Genomic DNA, 16,237 nt, shown 5'->3' with positions numbered 1-16,237 from the left:
CGAACGATTTTGTCCCCTTGCCGTACGCTACTAGCGTGTCAGTCGTGTCAAGCGCTGTGGAACTCACGCCCCCCGGCCCCCGTGGAATTCCTCCCCTGTTCGCGCGGCTCGTCGACGACTCGGCGCTCTTCCCGCCCGCGGACGTCGCGATGCCGGAGGCGCTGCGTGCGCACTTCGAGTCGCGCAGCGGGGAACACGCCGGGGTGCTCGGGGTTTTCCTGTGCCAGGCCTCGCGGCTGCCGGAGCTGATCACCGAGCTGATCAAGATCAAGCCCAAGGAGCCGCTGCCGCTGTCGCTGATCATCGACACGGGGCTCGGCGGCGTTCCGAAGGCGATCTCGATCGTCGAATCGCGCAGCGAGCTGCTGTCGTTGCGGATGGTGGAGATGCCCGCCCCGTCCGACGTCGACGAGGTGTGGCTCGAACGCGTCTCGGAGTTCGTGCCCGAGGACGTGATCCGGGTGGTCGAACCGCGCCGCGGCGTCGGCTGGCTCGACGGCGTCCGCAACGTGATCGAGCACGGCAGCTGGCCGAAGATCCGCTGCGGCGGCAAGGCGGGCGAGAACTTCCCCAGCGTGGACGAGGTCGCCGACTTCCTGTCCGTGGTCAGCGGCTCGCCGGGGGCGTCGTTCAAGGCGACGAACAGCCTGCACCGCGCGGTCCGGCACGTCGACCCGGAGACCGGCTTCACGCACCACGGCTTCCTGAACCTGCTCGTCGCTTCGGCGCGCTGCCTTTCCGGCGGCGACGTCCGGGCAGCGCTGGAATCGACCGACGGCAAGGCGCTCGCGGACGAAGCCCGCGCGTTGCCGGAGCCCGCCGCGAAGGCGGTGCGGGAGCTTTTCGGGTCGTACGCGGCGGCATCGTTCGCCGAGCCGGTGGCCGACCTGGATGAACTCGAGCTCTTGTGAGCAGGGAGGGGTCGCTGACCCTCGACCGCGGTTTGGCGCTGCTGCAGGCGGTGGCCGATTCGGGCGAGCAGGCGGCGACCATCTCCGAACTCGCGGTGGCCATCGGCGCGAGCCGCGCGGCGGTGTACCGGCTGCTGGTGCCGTTGTCCGAACGCGGCCTGATCTGGCGGGACGGCACGAAGGTGCGGCTCGGCGTCGGGGTGCTGCGGCTGGCCGGTCAGGTGCTCCCGCAGCTGCGTGAGGCCGCGCGGCCGGTGTTGCGCGAGCTCGCCGAGAAGGTCGGTGCTACGGCGCATCTGACGGTGGCGCAGGGCGATCACGCGCAGGCGGTCGCGGTCGTGGAGCCGTCGTGGACGAACTATCACGTGGCGTACCGGGTCGGCAGTATGCACGCGCTCGCCGCGGGTGCGGCTGGGCGGGCGATGGCGTTGCGGCCGGGCGCCCCTGACCGGTGGAGCGTCTCGACCGGCGAGATCGAGGCTGGCGCTTCGGGTGTGGCCGCGCCCGTGCGCGGGGTGCCTGGGTTACGGGCGAGCGTCGGGGTGATTTCGCTGGAGCCGCTGGCTTCGGACGAGGTCGGGCCGCTGACCGTCGAGGCCGCCGCGAAGCTCGGTGAGGTGTTGCGGTCCTAGCGGCGGGACGCGGCGACCAGGGGCCGGACCATGGTCAGCAACAGCGCCAGGTCCACCGTGAACAGCAGCCGCTCGAACAGCCCGAGCGTCACTTCCTGGTGCGCGGGCCCGGTGATCAGCGTGAACACGAACCCGCCCAGCACCACCGCCACGCTGGCGAAACTCGCGACGGCCAGCCGGCGGATCGTCGTGCGGCGCGGCTCCCACGGACACGATCGGCCGCCGCGGCGGGTCAGCAGCCAGGCGGCCGTGGGGAGTGCGAGGAACGCGGTGAGGGCGGCGGCGTTGTGCAGCTGGCCGTCGAAGGACCGGGCTTCGCCGTTGGGATCGACCGGGACCGTCGCGCAGATCGTGAGGCCGGCGCACCACACGCCGAGCAGGATGACGACCGCGGGCGAGCGGCGGGCCTTGACGAGCCCGGCCAGCAACGCCAGCGAGCCCAGCGCGAGGGCCAGGCACATGACGGTGAACAGCCGCGCGGCGGAATGGTCGCCGAGCCTGCCGTAGACGTATTCCGACAGCGTCTGCCAGATCGGGCTGATCTGCGCGGAGAGCCGCAGATGCAGATCCGTGGCGATGACCACGGCCGCCCCGATGCCGACCAGCGCGAGCCGGCCGTGCACCGGGGACACGGCGGCGCGGGAGATGGTCGGCACGGGCGCTCCTCGGCGGTCACGGCAGAGGCCATGGCGTCACCGGGGGTTCACCTGGTCCTCGTTCGGGGGTTCCGCAGAGGTTACCTGGCGTTCCTGTGAAGCGGCGGTTACCAGAGCAGCTGGGCCAGCGCGAACGCGGCGAATCCGGCGAACACGAACCCGGCGACCCGCTGGATCAGCTTCGGCCGGATGCGGTCGCGGATCTTCGCGCCGATGAACACCGCCAGCCCGGCGACCGACACCAGCGCGACAAACGCCCCCACCCCGACCGCGAACGGATTGCCGAGGCGCGCGACGAGCCCGGCGGTCGCCAGCTGCGAGGCGTCGCCCCACTCCGCGGCGAACAGCACGCCGAACGAGGTGAGCGCGGAACGCCGGAACGAAACCGGCCCGGGTCCGGACCGCGACGCGTCCTCGCCCGCCTCGCTGCCCTCGCTGAAGCCCTCGCGCAGGAGCAGGAACGCACCGACGCCGAACATCCCGGCGACCAGCACCGAAACAAGGGTTTCCGGCAGGAGCGTGAGCAGGCTTCCGAAAGCGACCGCGATCACGCATTGCACGGCGAACGCCACGCATACGCCGGCGAATACCGGCCAAGCGCGGAAACGGGTGGTGAGCACCAGGGTCGCGACGAGCGTCTTGTCCGGCAGCTCAACGGCCAGTACCAGGCCGAACGCGCTGAACAGAGCGATCAATGCGGGAGACATGGGTTCGTGCTCACCCCTTTCACTGCAACGATAAAGGGGCGATTCAGAAAACCGCAAGCTGATGGGTTTCGCGAATTGCCTGATCAGGTCGGCAGAATGCTCGCCGCCGGTTTGCCGGATAATTTTTTTCGGTGCACCGAATTCTGTTTTCCGCCTGCGGTACGGTGCGGGTCATGTCTGTTGACCACGTCGTCGTCACCACCACCGTCGACTCCGAGGCCGCCGCGCGCACCATCGCCGCGAGCGCCATCGAGGCCCGGCTCGCCGCGTGCGCCCAGATCGTGGGGCCGATCACCAGCGTCTTCCGGTGGGAGGACGAGGTGCAGACGGCGGCCGAATGGCGGGTCGAATGCAAGACGGCCGCGGACCGGTCCGGCGCGCTGGAGGAGTTCCTGAACGTGCGGCATCCGTACGACCTGCCCGAGGTCGTCGTCACACCGATCGTCGGCGGCAGCCCGCGGTACCTGTCGTGGCTCGTGGACGAGACCCGCTAGCCACCTGATCGGGGGTAGCTCCGCCCGGGTCCGGGGCCGGGTTCCAGCAGGTCGGCGGGACGTTGGTCCCGGCTAGTTCAGGACGTGTTGAACTGGCTGGGGCGGGGGCGCGCGCGGAGGATCGGACACGTGGATGTCCTAGAGCTCGCGCGGTGGCAGTTCGGCATCACCACCGTCTACCACTTCCTGATGGTCCCGCTGACCATCGGACTTTCGGTGCTGGTGGCGGCCATGCAGACGGCATGGGTGCGCACCGGCAATCCGCGGCACCTCAAGATGACGAAGTTCTGGGGCAAGCTGCTGCTCGTCAACTTCGCCATGGGCGTGGTCACCGGGATCGTGCAGGAGTTCCAGTTCGGGATGAGCTGGAGCGCCTACTCCCGGTTCGTCGGCGACGTGTTCGGCGCGCCGCTCGCGATGGAAGGCCTGCTGGCGTTCTTCGTCGAGTCGGTCTTCCTCGGCCTGTGGATCTTCGGCTGGGACCGGCTGCCCAAGCGGATCCACCTCGCGTGTGCCTGGGCGTTTTCGCTGGCCACGATGGCCTCGGCGTACTTCATTCTCGCCGCGAACTCGTGGATGCAGCATCCGGTGGGCGTCGAGTTCGTGAACGGCAAGCCGACGATGAACTCGATCGGCGCGGTGCTCACGAACAACACGGCGCTCGCCGCGATCCCGCACACACTCGCGGGCGCGTTCTCGGTGGCTGCGGCGTTCCTGGTCGGCGTGGCCGGATGGCACCTGTGGCGGCGGCGTTCGGCTTCGGACGAACACCGCGAAGTCTGGCGCTCGTCGCTGCGGCTCGGCGGCTGGGTCGGCGTGGTGGCGTTCGCGGTGCTGGCGATCACCGGCGACATGCAGGGCAAGCTGATGTTCGAGCAGCAGCCGATGAAGATGGCGTCGGCCGAAGCGTTGTGCCACACGGAAAAACCGGCGAGCTTCTCGATCATCGCGATCGGCGACGTGGCGAACGCCAACTGCGAGGACGTCAAGACGTTCAACGTGCCCGCGCTGCTCTCTTTCCTCGCGCACAACGACTTTTCGACCGAGGTCAAGGGCGTGGAGAACCTGGTGACCGAATACCAGGCGAAATACGGCACGAACTACCCGAACGACCCGGCGCTCGGCTCGCTCGCGGGCAAACCGATCGACTACGTGCCCAGCCTGCCGGTGACCTACTGGGGCTTCCGGATCATGATCGGCTTCGGCGCGATCTCCGCGGGCATCGGCCTGCTGGCCCTGTGGCTCACCCGCCGCGGCCGGATCCCCGGCGGACGCTGGTTCCCGCTGATGGTGCTGGGCGGCATCGCGACGCCGTTCATCGGCAACAGCGCGGGCTGGATCTTCACCGAGATGGGCCGGCAGCCGTTCGTGGTCGCGCCCAATCCCACGGGTGTCGAGGGCATGTGGATGTTCACCGCGCAGGCGGTGTCGAGGCTGACCGCCGGCGAGGTGCTGACGTCACTGATCTCTTTGACCGTGCTGTACGCGGTGCTGGGGGTGGTGGAGCTGTACCTGATGCGCAAGTACGTGCGCGGCGGGGTGGACGCGGTGATGCCTCCTGCTGCTGATTCCGATCATCCGGGCGATTCTGATGATTCCGAGGACTCCGATGACCAGGCGCTTTCGTTCGCCTACTGACCCGGTGGAGCGGGCCGGGGTGCCGCCAGAAGACCCGGAGGGCCGGGCCTGGGCGCGGCCCGCTCCACTGGCCTGGATCGCTCCTGGACAGGCCGCTGCGACGAACATGGAGATGAACGTGACGCTGGGCAGCCTCGATTCGGCCCCGGTGACGGGTCAGCTCGTTGTGCTGGGCGGGCTAGCCGCCGGCCGGTCCGCCGCCGCAACGCCGCGCCCCCCGATGTCCTCGCCCGCGGCACCGAGCGGCCCAGTCCGCCCTACCCCGCCGCACCGACCAGCGCGAACTCTTCCCGCAACCCCCTCCCGCGCGTACGCAGCCCCCGCCCTCACCGGGGGGACGCCCCGTACCCGGCGTAATCGCGTGGTAGCTCTCGCGGGTTACCCACAGCAAATCTGTGGACAACTCGGCGGGTTGTGGATAACTCAGGGCCATCGTGGGGACAACCCGGTGGCCGACCGGATGACACCGGCGGGTGCCGGACGAGGTGAGCGGCGATGACACTCGAAACGCTGTGGTTCGCGATCGTCGCGTTGTTCTGGCTGGGGTATCTCTTCCTCGAAGGATTCGACTTCGGGGTCGGGATGCTGCTGCCGGTGCTCGGGAAGACGAACACCGAGCGGCGCGTGCTCGTCAACACGATCGGGCCGGTTTGGGACGGCAACGAGGTCTGGCTGATCGTCGCGGCCGGTGCGACCTTCGCGGCGTTCCCCGGCTGGTACGCGTCGCTCTTCTCCGGCGCTTACCTCCCGCTGCTGCTCGTCCTCCTCGCGCTCATCGGGCGCGGCGTCGCGTTCGAGTACCGCGGCAAGGTCGACTCCGAACGCTGGCGGCGCGTCTGGGACCGCGTGATCATCATCGGGTCCTGGATCCCGCCGCTGGGCGTGGGGCTGCTGCTCGCGACCACCGTGCTCGGCCTGCCGCTCGACGCGCAGGGCAACCGCGTCGGGTCGCCGTTCGAGTCGGTCCGGTGGGACACGCTGCTCGGAGCGGTGGCCATCGTCGGGTTCTCGCTCGTGCACGGCGCGGCCTTCCTTGCCCTGAAAACCACCGGAGACCTGCGGGAACGTGCGCGCACCATCGCGCTGCGAATCCTCCCGGTCGGCCTGCTGCCGTTGGTCGCGTTCCTGGTGGTCGTCCAGGCCCGCGAAGGCAAGCTGTGGACGCTCGTCTCGCTGGTGATCGTCGTCCTCGCCGCGGCGGTGGCGTGGCTGCGGCTCTACGTCAACCGCGATGGCCAGGCGTTCGCCGCGCTCGCGGTCGTCATCACGGCTGCCGCGGTGACCTTCTTCGGCGCGCTCTACCCGAACGTCCTGCCGTCCACCCTTGACCCGGCGCACTCGCTGACCATCGTGAACAGCGCGGTCAGCCACTACACGCTGACCGTGATGACCTGGGTCGGCGCGTTCGGAGCGCCCGCTGTGCTGATTTACCAAGGCTGGACCTATTGGGTGTTCCGCAAGCGCATCGGCGTCCAGCACATCCCCGCGGTGCACGCACCATGACCGAACTTCCCGGCCGCGCACCCCTTTCCGCCACGAGGTCCCCCATGGACCCAGTGCGGCCGGGCAAGGGTCCGCTCGGCGCGCTTTCGGCCTTGGGGCCGTCCGCGCGCCGAGCATTGACCCTGGTCGCGGTGCTGTCGTTCGCGAACGCGGTGTTCCTTGTCGGACAAGCTTTCCTGTTAGCGGACATCCTCGCTGGCGTGGTCTCCCAGGGGATCGGGGGCCACACCGTCCAGTTGACCGTCCTGTTCGCCCTCGTCGTGGGCCGGGCAGGCACCAGCTGGGCGGTGCGGGTCGTCTCGGCCCGCGCCGCCGCGACCGCGCAACGCGACCTGCGCGCCCGCGTCGTCGACCACGCGTTGCGCCTCGGCCCGGAATGGCTTGCCCGGCGCGGCCACGGCGAACTCACGACGCTCGTGACGCGCGGCCTAGACGCACTCGATTCCTACTTCCGCGAGTACCTGCCCGCGCTCGTCACCGCCGCGGTCGTCCCGATCGCGGCGGGTGCGGCGATCCTGTGGACAGATTGGCCGTCGGCGGTGATCATCGCCGCGACGGTTCCGTTGCTGCCGATGTTCGCTGTCCTGGTAGGAAAATTCACCGCTGACCGCGTTTCCGGCGCGACGGACGCGGTGCACCGGATGTCCGGCCTGCTGCTCGAACTGGTGCGGGCGTTGCCGGTGCTCACCGCGTTCCGGCGGGCGGACGCACAGGCCGAAACCGTGCGGAAACTGTCGGAACGGCATCGTCGCGCGACCCTCAAGACGTTGCGAGTCGCGTTCTCCTCGGCGTTCGTTCTCGAACTCGCGGCGACGCTGTCGGTCGCGCTCGTGGCTGTCGTCATCGGTGTCCGGCTGGTGTCCGGGTCGCTCCCGCTGGCGATCGGACTCGGCGTGCTGATCCTCGCTCCCGAGTGCTACCAGCCGATTCGCGCGGTTGGCGCGGCCTTCCATGCCAGTGAGGACGGGGTGGAGGCAGTCCGCCGGGTAACCGCGGTGCTCGCGGAGCCGGTCCCGGCCGAAGGAACGCGGACCGCGCCCGGTGGATCGTTGGTTGTGTCCGACCTCAAGGTCGCCCGACGCGGCGGATTCGCCCCGGACGGCGAGAGTTTCTCGGTCCGGCGCGGCGAGATCGTGTGGCTGCGCGCGCCGAGCGGTGGCGGTAAGTCGACAACGCTGGCGACGTTGCTGGGATTCGTGCCGTCTTACGACGGATCGGTGCTGGCCGGTGACGTACCGCTCGCCGAAGCCGACCTCGAACGGTGGCGCGCGGGCATCGCGTGGGTCCCGCAGTCGCCGGTTTTCAGCGGCGGCACCGTCCGGGAAGAACTCGCGGTCGCTGGTTCGGACGTCGACGCCGTGCTCGGCGAACTGGGCCTGCACGGCCTCGCCGACCGTCCGGTCGACCGGCTCTCCCAGGGACAACGTCAGCGCGTCGCCGTGGCCCGGGCGTTGTTGCGAGTTCAGTCGGGCGCGTGGTTGCTGCTGCTGGACGAACCGACCGCGCATCTGGACGACGTCAATGCGCGGCGGGTCATGGACGCCGTCGAACGAGCCGTGGAAAACGGTGCGGCGGCGGTAATCGCCGCGCACGAACGTTCCGCTGCGGTAGCCATTTCGGACTCGTCTCCCGCGGCCGCAGTCGAGTCCACTTCGGACAGGGTCGACGCACGGCCGCTTCCGTGGCGGATGCTGCTCGACCGACGACTGTTCTCCGGTGCCTTCTTGGGTGCCTTGGCGCTTTTGGCCGGGATCGCTCTTACCGCGACTTCTGGCTGGTTGATCGCCAAAGCGTCGTTGCAGCCGCCGATTCTGACCTTGACGGTCGCGGTCGTCGGGGTGCGCGCGTTCGGGCTTGGCCGGGCCGGACTGCGATACGTCGAACGCCTCGTGACGCACGACGCCGCGTTCCGGGTCGCCGGAAGGTTGCGCGTTCGGCTGTGGAACGCCTTGGTGCGCTTGGGCCCGGCGCGCAGTCTCGAAGCCGGCGAGAGTCAGCGGCGGTTGGTGACGGACGTCGACACGGTGCGGGATCTCTTGCCGCGAGTCGTCTCGCCGCCGATCGTGGTCGGGCTGGTCGCAGCCGGGGCCATTGCGGTGCAGACATGGGTGTTGCCGTCGGCCGGTTTGGTGCTGGCCTTGACTGTGCTGGTGGGCTTGGCGGCCCCGGCGGTCGCGTTGCGCTTGGAGCGACGGGCGACTGCGGCGCTCGCGGCTGGACGGCGCGACGTCGCGGCGCAGGTCCTGGTGCTGTTCTCGTCGGCCGCAGAACTGCTCGCGTACGGCCGAGCAGCTTCGCGCCGGCGCGAGCTTGCTTCGACGGACACCCAACTGGCAGCCGATACCCGGCGGCAGGCATTCGGCGCGGGCGCGGCGGACGCACTGATCACCTTGGTGACCGGGGCGGCCGCGGTGGTCAGCACGATGCTCGCCGCGGGGGCGGTCGGCCGTGGGGAGCTCGCCGGGGTGATGGCTCCGCTGCTGGCGTTGGTGCCGTTGGCGCTGGCCGAGGTGCTGGCGTTGTTACCGCAGGCGGCAGTGCATTGGGACACGCTGCGGAAGGCTCGGGTTCGGCTTGGCGCGGTGGTTGGCGAATCGGAGGTCGGACGTTCGCAGGGTGCGGCTGGGTCTGGCGGGCTTGAGCGTGGGGATCTGGACGGCCCAGCCGCGGTTCGGTTGCGGGGCGCTGAGCTGGGATGGCCCGGTGGCGAGGCGGTGCTGAAGGACGTCGACTTGAGCGTGCCGAGCGGGGCTTACGTCGCGGTCGTCGGGCCGAGCGGGGCTGGGAAGTCGACGTTGGTGGCGGCCTTGCTGGGGTTCCTGCAGGCGCGCCGCGGCGAGGTCGTTGTCCCGGAGAAGGTGGCTTGGGCACCGCAGGAGCCGATGCTCGTGTCGACCACAGTGGCGGAGAATTTGCGGCTCGCGGATCCGTTGGCGGAGCCGGCCGATTTGCGTCGGGTGCTGGATCAGGCGCAGTTGCCGGAGTTGGATTTGGCGACCGTGCTCGACAGCGCCGGGGCCGGGTTGTCCGGTGGGCAGGCGCAGCGGGTGGCGGTGGCGCGGGCGTTGCTGGCGGCTCCGTCGGCGGAGTTGGTGTTGCTGGACGAGCCGACGGCGCATCTCGACGAGCCGACGGCGCGGGCTTTGCGGGCGACGTTGCGCACGGAGCTTGCCGGACGGACGGTCGTGCACGTAACGCACAATGCGGACGAAGAGCTGCAAGCGAACATTGTCTTCGAGGTCCGGGACGGGCGCGTCGTGCGACGGGCGTTGCCGCGGGTGGCGGCGTGACGGAGGGTTGTTGGTGACGGTCACGATTTCGGGTCTGGGGCTGGGGTCCGCGCTAAGGTCGGAGTTGCTCATGGACCCGACACTTGCCGCGCGCGCTCTTTCCGCGGCCACGGAGATCACCAGCACCGCGCTGTCCGGGGACGACCCGGAGGGGGTGCTGGAAACAGTCGTGGCCAGGGCCGTCGAACTCGCGGACGCCGATCTCGGCCTGGCGATGGTCAGCGCCGACGACGGGCGGGTCGTGGTCGAGGCCGCGTACGGCGTTGACGGTTCGCTCGCGGAGGTGCCGACGGGCGAAGGTGAAGGTGGGCCGGTCGGGGAGTTGCGCGGGCTGACGCTGGAGACGGATTCCGCGGCGGGCCAGGTCGCGCGCGGCAGCGAACCGATCGCGGCGGAGGACTTCATAGTCGATCCGCGCACGGCGCCGTATGTGCCGGATGAGCTGCGCGGGTACGGACCGTTCGCGGCCGCGCCGTTCGGGTCCGGCGGGCGGGTGCTGGGCGCGCTCACGGTGTACCGACGGCAGGGTCGCGACCCGTTTTCCGCGGGCACGGTCGAGATGCTCGCGGCGTTCGCGGCGCAGGCCGGGGTGGTGCTCGCGCTGGCTGAGGGCGCGAACGCGCGGCATCGCGTGACCCTGTACCAGGAGCGCGAACGCATCGCTCGCGAGTTGCACGACGTGATCGTGCAACGGCTTTACGGCACCGGGATGCAGCTGGACCGGGTCCGCCGCAACATGCGGAAACGCTTCGCGCAGGCCGACGGTGCCCGGCTGTCCGACGCGATCGACCAGCTGGACCAGACCATCGAGGAAATCCGCGGCACCGTGCGCGCGCTGCGCTCCCCGGAGCCGCGCCACGACCCCAGCAGCCCGACCGACCTCGCCGAATCCGCCCGCGGCGAAGTACGCATCGCCGGTGAACTGCTCGGCTATCCGCCGACCCTGGAACTGTCAGGCGAGTTCGCTGATATTCCGGCCGAGCGGGCCGACCACATCCGCGCCGCACTGCGCGAGGCACTGTCCAATGTGGTCCGGCACTCCGGGGCGAGCGAAACTCGCGTGACGCTGACCCGGGACGCCGAGGGCGTGAAGCTTCGCGTGCGGGACAATGGATCCGGCGTGCCGCAAGGGGTCGCGACCCGGGGGCTGCGACATCTCGCCGAACGTGCTGATGCTGCTGGTGGTCGGTTTTTCCTCAATTCTTCGCCGAGTTTGGGAACGTTGGTCGCGTTTGACCTGCCGCTTGAGTGAGTGTTTCGGTTGGTGGCGTTGCGGCGTAGGGGGTTTCGATCGCCGCGCTGTGCCGCCTGCGGCGGAGTTCGCGGCGTCGCGTTGAGACGGTTTGCAACGCGGCCAACCGCATCGCAGCGATCCACGGTGGACCCAGTTATGCCGCAAGGTCGATGCGGCAGCGCGACGGCTCTCGCTGCTGGTGCAACGGTAAGTCCGTCATGGCACGGCCGCGCTGCGATGCGCCGCGCTATGGCATCACGGCAACTCCGCGCTGCGACGCCACCGCGCCACCGTGCTGTGACGCCGTCGCGCTCCGACGCAGCCATGCCATCGCGCTGCGACGTTGTCGCGCTGGGGATGCGCCGCGCCATGGCACCACCGCGCTGCGACGCAGCCGCGCCATCACGCTGCGGAGCTGTCGCGCAGGGGATGCACCGCGGCACCACCACGCTGCGACTCCACCGCGCCACGACGTCACGCTGCGACGCTGCTACGACGCGATCAGCCATGCCGTCGCGCCGCGACACCATCGCGTTGCGGCACTGCGATGCCGTCGCGTTGCGGCACCGTGACACCATCGCGTTGTGTCGCTGCGATGCCGTCGCACCGCGATGTTGCGACGATCGCGCTGCGACGTGATCACACCGCGACGCAACCACACTGCGACGCAACCACACCACCACAAGTCGCGTCGTGCCGCGCAGCCCGCATTAGCCGCATTGCCATGGCCCGCAACGCAATAGCACACCCGGCTCTCCGAGTCCGAAGTGGCAGTCACCGCGCCGCGCGCGTACGTCGCGGTGACCACATCGCATCGAGCTGCTATCGCACCGGATTCGCCACGTCAGCCGCGCGCGTAGCCCTTCACTGCGTAGCCCTGCACCGGGTTGTCGACCCCGCGTTGCGGCAACCTAGCGCCGGGCGCATCGCCACGTCGGTCAGTGCCATTTCGGGGCACGCCGCCTCGAATCAGCAACCGGTCGTATCGAATCCGCCGCCTTGGATCGCAGTGAACGCCTCTGTGTTGTCCTGAATCGCTCGCAGCAAACACGCCGTATCAACCTCGCGCCGCTGTGAACCCACCGTTGTGAACACACCGCGCACCAAGAGATTCAGCCTTCACGAGTCATCGAACACGCTCCTTCCTCGAATTCTCCCTCCCTGCCACCGAACCGTTCCCCATGGTATCGACAAATCGAACATCTATTCGGCACTCAATGGGGTGAATCAATGCACGGCAGTCGGCTACCCTCAGCTTCGTCTTGGTCGGCGAGAACCCCGTCCGCAGCAACGCGGACGGGGTTTGAGCACGGAATCAGCAGGGGTCAGTCGCGGTTAGCGAAGAAAGCGCGAATGTCGCCGGCGAGGAGGTCGGGGCGTTCCATCGCCGCGAAGTGACCGCCTTCCTCGAAGCGGCTCCAGTGCACGATGTTCGTGTTGTCGCGTTCGGCGAAGGTCTTGATGGTCTGGAAGTCGTCCTTGAACACCGCCACGCCGGTGCGTGCGTCGCTCACCCGCGGCTCGGCCTGTGCGCGGGCGTTCTCCAGATAGCTGCGGCTCATGCCGGAAGCGGCGTTGGCGAACCAGTTCACGCTCACCTCCAGCAGGATCGTTTCCAGCGGTACCAAGGAAGTCCGGTTGCCGAAGGAGTTGAACAGCTCGCTGTAGGCGAGTAATCCGATCGGGGAGTCACTGAGGCCAACGGAAACCGTCTGCGGGCGCGAGGCGTTCATCGTGTTGTAGCCACCGACCGATTGAAACCATTGCATGTGTGCGAGACCGGCGTGGTCGGCCGGTTCGAGGCGCTCGAATTCGGCCGGGTCGCCGGAGGGGAAGGAGAACAGCTGCAGGACGTGCAGGCCGAGGAAACCGTCCGGGTTCAGCAGGCCGAGTTCCCTGGCGACCATCGCGCCGTTGTCCGAGCCGTGGATTCCGTAGCTCTCGTACCCGAGGCCGCGCATCAGCCGGTCGTACGCGGCGGCGACGCGGGCGACTGTCCAGCCCGCTTCGGCGACGGGCTGGGAGAAGCCGTAGCCGGGCGCGTCGGGGATGACGACGTCGAAGGCGTCCTCGGCGCGGCCGCCGTGAGCGACCGGGTCGACGAGGCGGTCGATCAGGTCCAGGTAATCGACCGACGAGCCGGGGTAGGTGTGCGCGAGCAGCAGCGGCGTCGCGCCGGGATGAGCGGAGCGGACGTGGACGAAGTGGAACGTCTGGCCGTCGATCTCGGTGGTGAAGTGCGGGACGGAGTTGATGCGCGCTTCGGCGGCGCGCCAATCGAAGGTCCGCCACGCTTCGAGCGCCTTCCGCAGGTAGGCGTTCGGGGTGCCGGCGTCCCAGTCGTCGGTCGGCGAAGGCTGCGGCAGCCGGGTGCGGGCGAGGCGGTCGTGCAGGTCCGCGAGTTCGGCGTCGGTGATCTGGACAGCGAAGGGGCGGAGGGCGAGGGAAGCGGTCATGAGAAGAACACTAGGAGGCTATTAGGTAGGATCAGTTCCTAATAGAACAAGGAGTTTCGATGGCCGATCCGACGGCGCGGGTGCTGGCGCTTCTCGCCCTCCTCCAGTCCGCCGCCGGGCGGAGCGGCAGGGAGCTGTCGGAGCGACTGGGCGTCTCGGACCGGACGATCCGGAACGACGTCGAACGGCTGCGTGACCTGGGCTATCCCGTCGAGGCGACGCGCGGGAACGTCGGCGGCTACCGGCTCGGCTCGGGCGGAAAGCTGCCGCCGCTCCTGCTCGACGACGAGGAGGCGGTGGCAGTCACGGTCGGGCTGCGAGCCGCCGCGGGCATTTCCGGGGTCGAGGAAGCAGGCACGCGGGCGCTCGCGAAGCTCGAGCAGGTCCTGCCGTCCAGGCTGCGTCCGACGGTCGACGCTTTGCGGTCGACGATCGACCGCGGTCCGGAGAACACCGGCACTGACGCGCCCGATCCGGAGGTCGACGGCGTCGTGCTGCAGGAGGTCGCGCGAGCGATCCGGCACGTCGAATGGCTCCGGTTCGACTACGCGGACGAACTGCGGCTGGTTGAGCCGTACCGATTGCTCAGCTGGCAACGGCGGTGGTACCTGGTCGCCCGCGATCCGCAGGACGACATCTGGGCGACCTACCGCGTCGACCTGATGCGGCCGCGGATGCCGACCCGTCGCCGGTTCGAGCCGAATCCCTTGCCCGGCGGGGATTACACCGCCTTCGCGATGCGCACGATCGCGGCGAGCGGCTGGCTGGTGCACGCGCGCCTGCGCATCGACGCCCCGGCGGAGAAGGTGCTGGCGCGGATCAATCCGACCGTCGGCGTCGTCGAACCCATTGACGAGAACCACTGCGTGCTCGTTACCGGCGCGGACAGTTTGGACACCGTGGCCGTCTACATTGGAATGTTGATGATGGACTTCACCGTCGAATCGCCGCCGGAGCTGATCCCTCGGCTGCGGCTGCTGTCCGAACGCTACGGTCGCGCCGCCGCGGGCAGCTGATTCATTTGCCGCGCCGGGCAATCCACGCCGCGGCCTGGGTGCGGCGCTGCATGCCGAGCTTCGCGAGCACCGACGTCACGTAGTTCTTCACCGTTTTCTCGGCGAGAAAGAGACGTTCGGCGATCTCGCGGTTCGACAGCCCCTGTCCGATCAGCTCCAGGACATCGCGCTCCCGATCAGTCAGGGTGGCCAGCTCGTCGGTCGGCGGGTGGCGCAGCTTGTCGAGCACCCGAGCGGTGCTGACCGGGTCGAGCAGCGACCGCCCAGCGGCGACCTCGCGGACCGCGTTCACCACGTCCTGGCCGCGAACCTGCTTGAGCAGATAACCCGAAGCGCCCGCCATGATCGCGCCGACCATCGCTTCTTCGTCGTCGAACGCGGTGAGCATGAGGCAGGCCGGCGGATTCGGCTTGGACCGCAGCTCGCGGCAGAGCGTGATCCCGTCGCCGTCACCGAGACGCACGTCCACGACCGCGACGTCCGGCTCGACGTGCATGGCCACCGCGAGCGCCTCTTCAACGCTCCCGGCCTCGGCGACCACCTCCAGGTCGGCCTCGTCGCTGAGCAGGTCGCGCAGGCCCCGCCGGACGAGTTCGTGGTCGTCTACAAGCAGCACCTGGATCGGCATATCTCCAGGTTACGGGGCGTGCGGCGGTTCGTCTGCCGGTGGTGCCGCACGACACCAGGAGCTATCGCTCGCAGGCCACCCCGTCGCCGTCGCGGTCCAACGCTGGGCGGTAGCCCGGGTCGCCGCGGTGGAGCGGCGTCACCCCAGCGGCTTTCGCGGCCGCACAGTTCTTGTAATACACACCGCTCGGCTGTTCAGGTTCCGGCGCGTCCTCGACCGGCGGCGGGGCGGCTTGTTCAGACGTGCGCGGTGCTGGCGGCGGAACGGGAGTCTCCTGAACCGCAGTAGGAGTCGGAGTAGGCGCCGGTGCCGTGATCACGCCTTTGCAGGGTTCCGCCCACAGACCCGTCGCGGCCTGCTGGGCCGCGTTCGCCGCGTTGCGCAGGGAGTCGGAGATGACATTGGACGCGAGGCGGGCGTACCCGGCGGAGAGCGTCGCGGTCGCGTAATCGGTGCCGTCGCTCAGCGCGAGTGCGACGCCGTCCGTGGTGTCCGTCGTGATCTTCACTGCCGCGCCAGCAAGCTTGTTGTTAGCCCACAGCGCGGTTTCACTCGCGTAGCAGTTGTTTCCGGTCGCTACTTCGAGACCGAGGATGCGCACAGCGCGATGGCTGCCGTCTGAACCGGTCAGCTCGACGTTGGCGGCATCGGTGATTTTGTCCACGGTGTAGGTCACCGGTGCAGGAGTGGCTGATGTGGTCACCGGACTCGAAGGCGGAGCGATCGGTGCGGCGACCGGCTCCGGCGTCGGTGCCGGTTTTCCGAACACCGCGCCCAGAATGAAGAGAACCGCGAAGACGCTCAGGACGACCGTCAGCCAGGTCGGGAATTTCAGCTTGGGGCGCGACGGCGGCGCGGGCGTGGAGTGCATTCGGAATTCCTCTTCCTGAGGCGGGTGCCGAATGATGTTCGCAAAAGCGGCGTTCAGTGTTACGCGCCAGGGCATCCAGATTGTCACGAGCGAAGAACAAGTCACGGATGCGTCACAAAGACCGCGTTTTCCGTCCCGCCTGTGACGATTCGCCGCCTCCTCGCGATGGTCAGGGGAACTGTCCAGGAGAAAGCGCATCCA

13 protein-coding genes are annotated in these 16,237 nt (G+C 69.0%); 8 read left to right on the top strand and 5 right to left on the bottom strand.

Annotated features, from left to right (window positions below; genetic code table 11):
- Positions 1 to 56: 56 nt before the first annotated feature.
- The gene (locus tag ATK30_RS18035; RefSeq protein ID WP_279630049.1) at positions 57 to 911 is read left to right on the top strand and encodes a hypothetical protein; all 855 of its coding nucleotides are present in this window, start codon (positions 57 to 59) and stop codon (positions 909 to 911) included.
- Positions 908 to 1,543: an IclR family transcriptional regulator gene (locus ATK30_RS18030; protein ID WP_101436570.1), complete on the top strand. Its 636-nt coding sequence runs from the start codon at positions 908 to 910 to the stop codon at positions 1,541 to 1,543. Before ATK30_RS18035 ends, ATK30_RS18030 begins: the two co-directional genes overlap by 4 nt.
- Here the strand turns inward: ATK30_RS18030 and ATK30_RS18025 are convergent.
- Positions 1,540 to 2,199, bottom strand: coding sequence for a DUF998 domain-containing protein (locus ATK30_RS18025; RefSeq protein ID WP_101436569.1), 660 nt, complete (start codon positions 2,197 to 2,199; stop codon positions 1,540 to 1,542). The two genes, ATK30_RS18030 and ATK30_RS18025, sit on opposite strands and share 4 nt — an antisense overlap.
- Before the next feature lie 107 nt (positions 2,200 to 2,306).
- Positions 2,307 to 2,906 carry a TMEM165/GDT1 family protein gene (locus ATK30_RS18020; RefSeq protein WP_167441939.1) on the bottom strand — a complete coding sequence of 200 codons (600 nt, stop codon included), beginning with the start codon at positions 2,904 to 2,906 and terminating at the stop codon, positions 2,307 to 2,309.
- A 173-nt stretch (positions 2,907 to 3,079) separates the two neighbouring features.
- Between ATK30_RS18020 and cutA the strand changes: the two genes are divergently transcribed.
- From cutA to ATK30_RS17995, 5 genes are all read left to right on the top strand, one after another.
- Positions 3,080 to 3,400, top strand: coding sequence for a divalent-cation tolerance protein CutA (gene cutA / locus ATK30_RS18015; protein ID WP_101436568.1), 321 nt, complete (start codon positions 3,080 to 3,082; stop codon positions 3,398 to 3,400).
- A 129-nt stretch (positions 3,401 to 3,529) separates the two neighbouring features.
- The gene (locus ATK30_RS18010; RefSeq protein ID WP_101436567.1) at positions 3,530 to 5,038 is read left to right on the top strand and encodes a cytochrome ubiquinol oxidase subunit I; all 1,509 of its coding nucleotides are present in this window, start codon (positions 3,530 to 3,532) and stop codon (positions 5,036 to 5,038) included.
- A 495-nt stretch (positions 5,039 to 5,533) separates the two neighbouring features.
- Entirely contained in the window at positions 5,534 to 6,541 is a 1,008-nt protein-coding gene (gene cydB, locus ATK30_RS18005) for a cytochrome d ubiquinol oxidase subunit II (RefSeq protein ID WP_101436566.1), read from the top strand.
- Between the two features lie 44 nt (positions 6,542 to 6,585).
- Positions 6,586 to 9,831 carry a thiol reductant ABC exporter subunit CydD gene (cydD, locus tag ATK30_RS18000; protein WP_101436565.1) on the top strand — a complete coding sequence of 1,082 codons (3,246 nt, stop codon included), beginning with the start codon at positions 6,586 to 6,588 and terminating at the stop codon, positions 9,829 to 9,831.
- 70 nt (positions 9,832 to 9,901) lie between these two features.
- Entirely contained in the window at positions 9,902 to 11,083 is a 1,182-nt protein-coding gene (locus ATK30_RS17995; RefSeq protein ID WP_101436564.1) for a GAF domain-containing sensor histidine kinase, read from the top strand.
- A 1,307-nt stretch (positions 11,084 to 12,390) separates the two neighbouring features.
- Here ATK30_RS17995 and ATK30_RS17990 read toward each other — a convergent pair.
- The gene (locus ATK30_RS17990; protein WP_101436563.1) at positions 12,391 to 13,521 is read right to left on the bottom strand and encodes an epoxide hydrolase family protein; all 1,131 of its coding nucleotides are present in this window, start codon (positions 13,519 to 13,521) and stop codon (positions 12,391 to 12,393) included.
- A 59-nt stretch (positions 13,522 to 13,580) separates the two neighbouring features.
- Between ATK30_RS17990 and ATK30_RS17985 the strand changes: the two genes are divergently transcribed.
- Complete coding sequence (locus tag ATK30_RS17985; RefSeq protein ID WP_101436562.1) at positions 13,581 to 14,537, top strand: helix-turn-helix transcriptional regulator; 957 nt, start codon at positions 13,581 to 13,583, stop codon at positions 14,535 to 14,537.
- A gap of 1 nt (position 14,538) precedes the next feature.
- Here the strand turns inward: ATK30_RS17985 and ATK30_RS17980 are convergent, their stop codons facing one another.
- Positions 14,539 to 15,165, bottom strand: a complete 627-nt coding sequence (locus ATK30_RS17980) for a response regulator (RefSeq protein ID WP_101436561.1) — start codon at positions 15,163 to 15,165, stop codon at positions 14,539 to 14,541.
- Positions 15,166 to 15,226: 61 nt separating this feature from the next.
- Positions 15,227 to 16,234, bottom strand: a complete 1,008-nt coding sequence (locus ATK30_RS17975) for an excalibur calcium-binding domain-containing protein (RefSeq protein ID WP_244194645.1) — start codon at positions 16,232 to 16,234, stop codon at positions 15,227 to 15,229.
- Between the last annotated feature and the right edge of the window lie 3 nt (positions 16,235 to 16,237).

This window comes from Amycolatopsis echigonensis, assembly GCF_002846615.1.
In the GTDB taxonomy this organism is placed as follows: Bacteria; Actinomycetota; Actinomycetes; order Mycobacteriales; family Pseudonocardiaceae; genus Amycolatopsis; species Amycolatopsis echigonensis.
The sequence above is the reverse complement of the archived record's forward strand: the minus strand, read 5'-3'. Positions and strand labels throughout refer to the sequence as shown.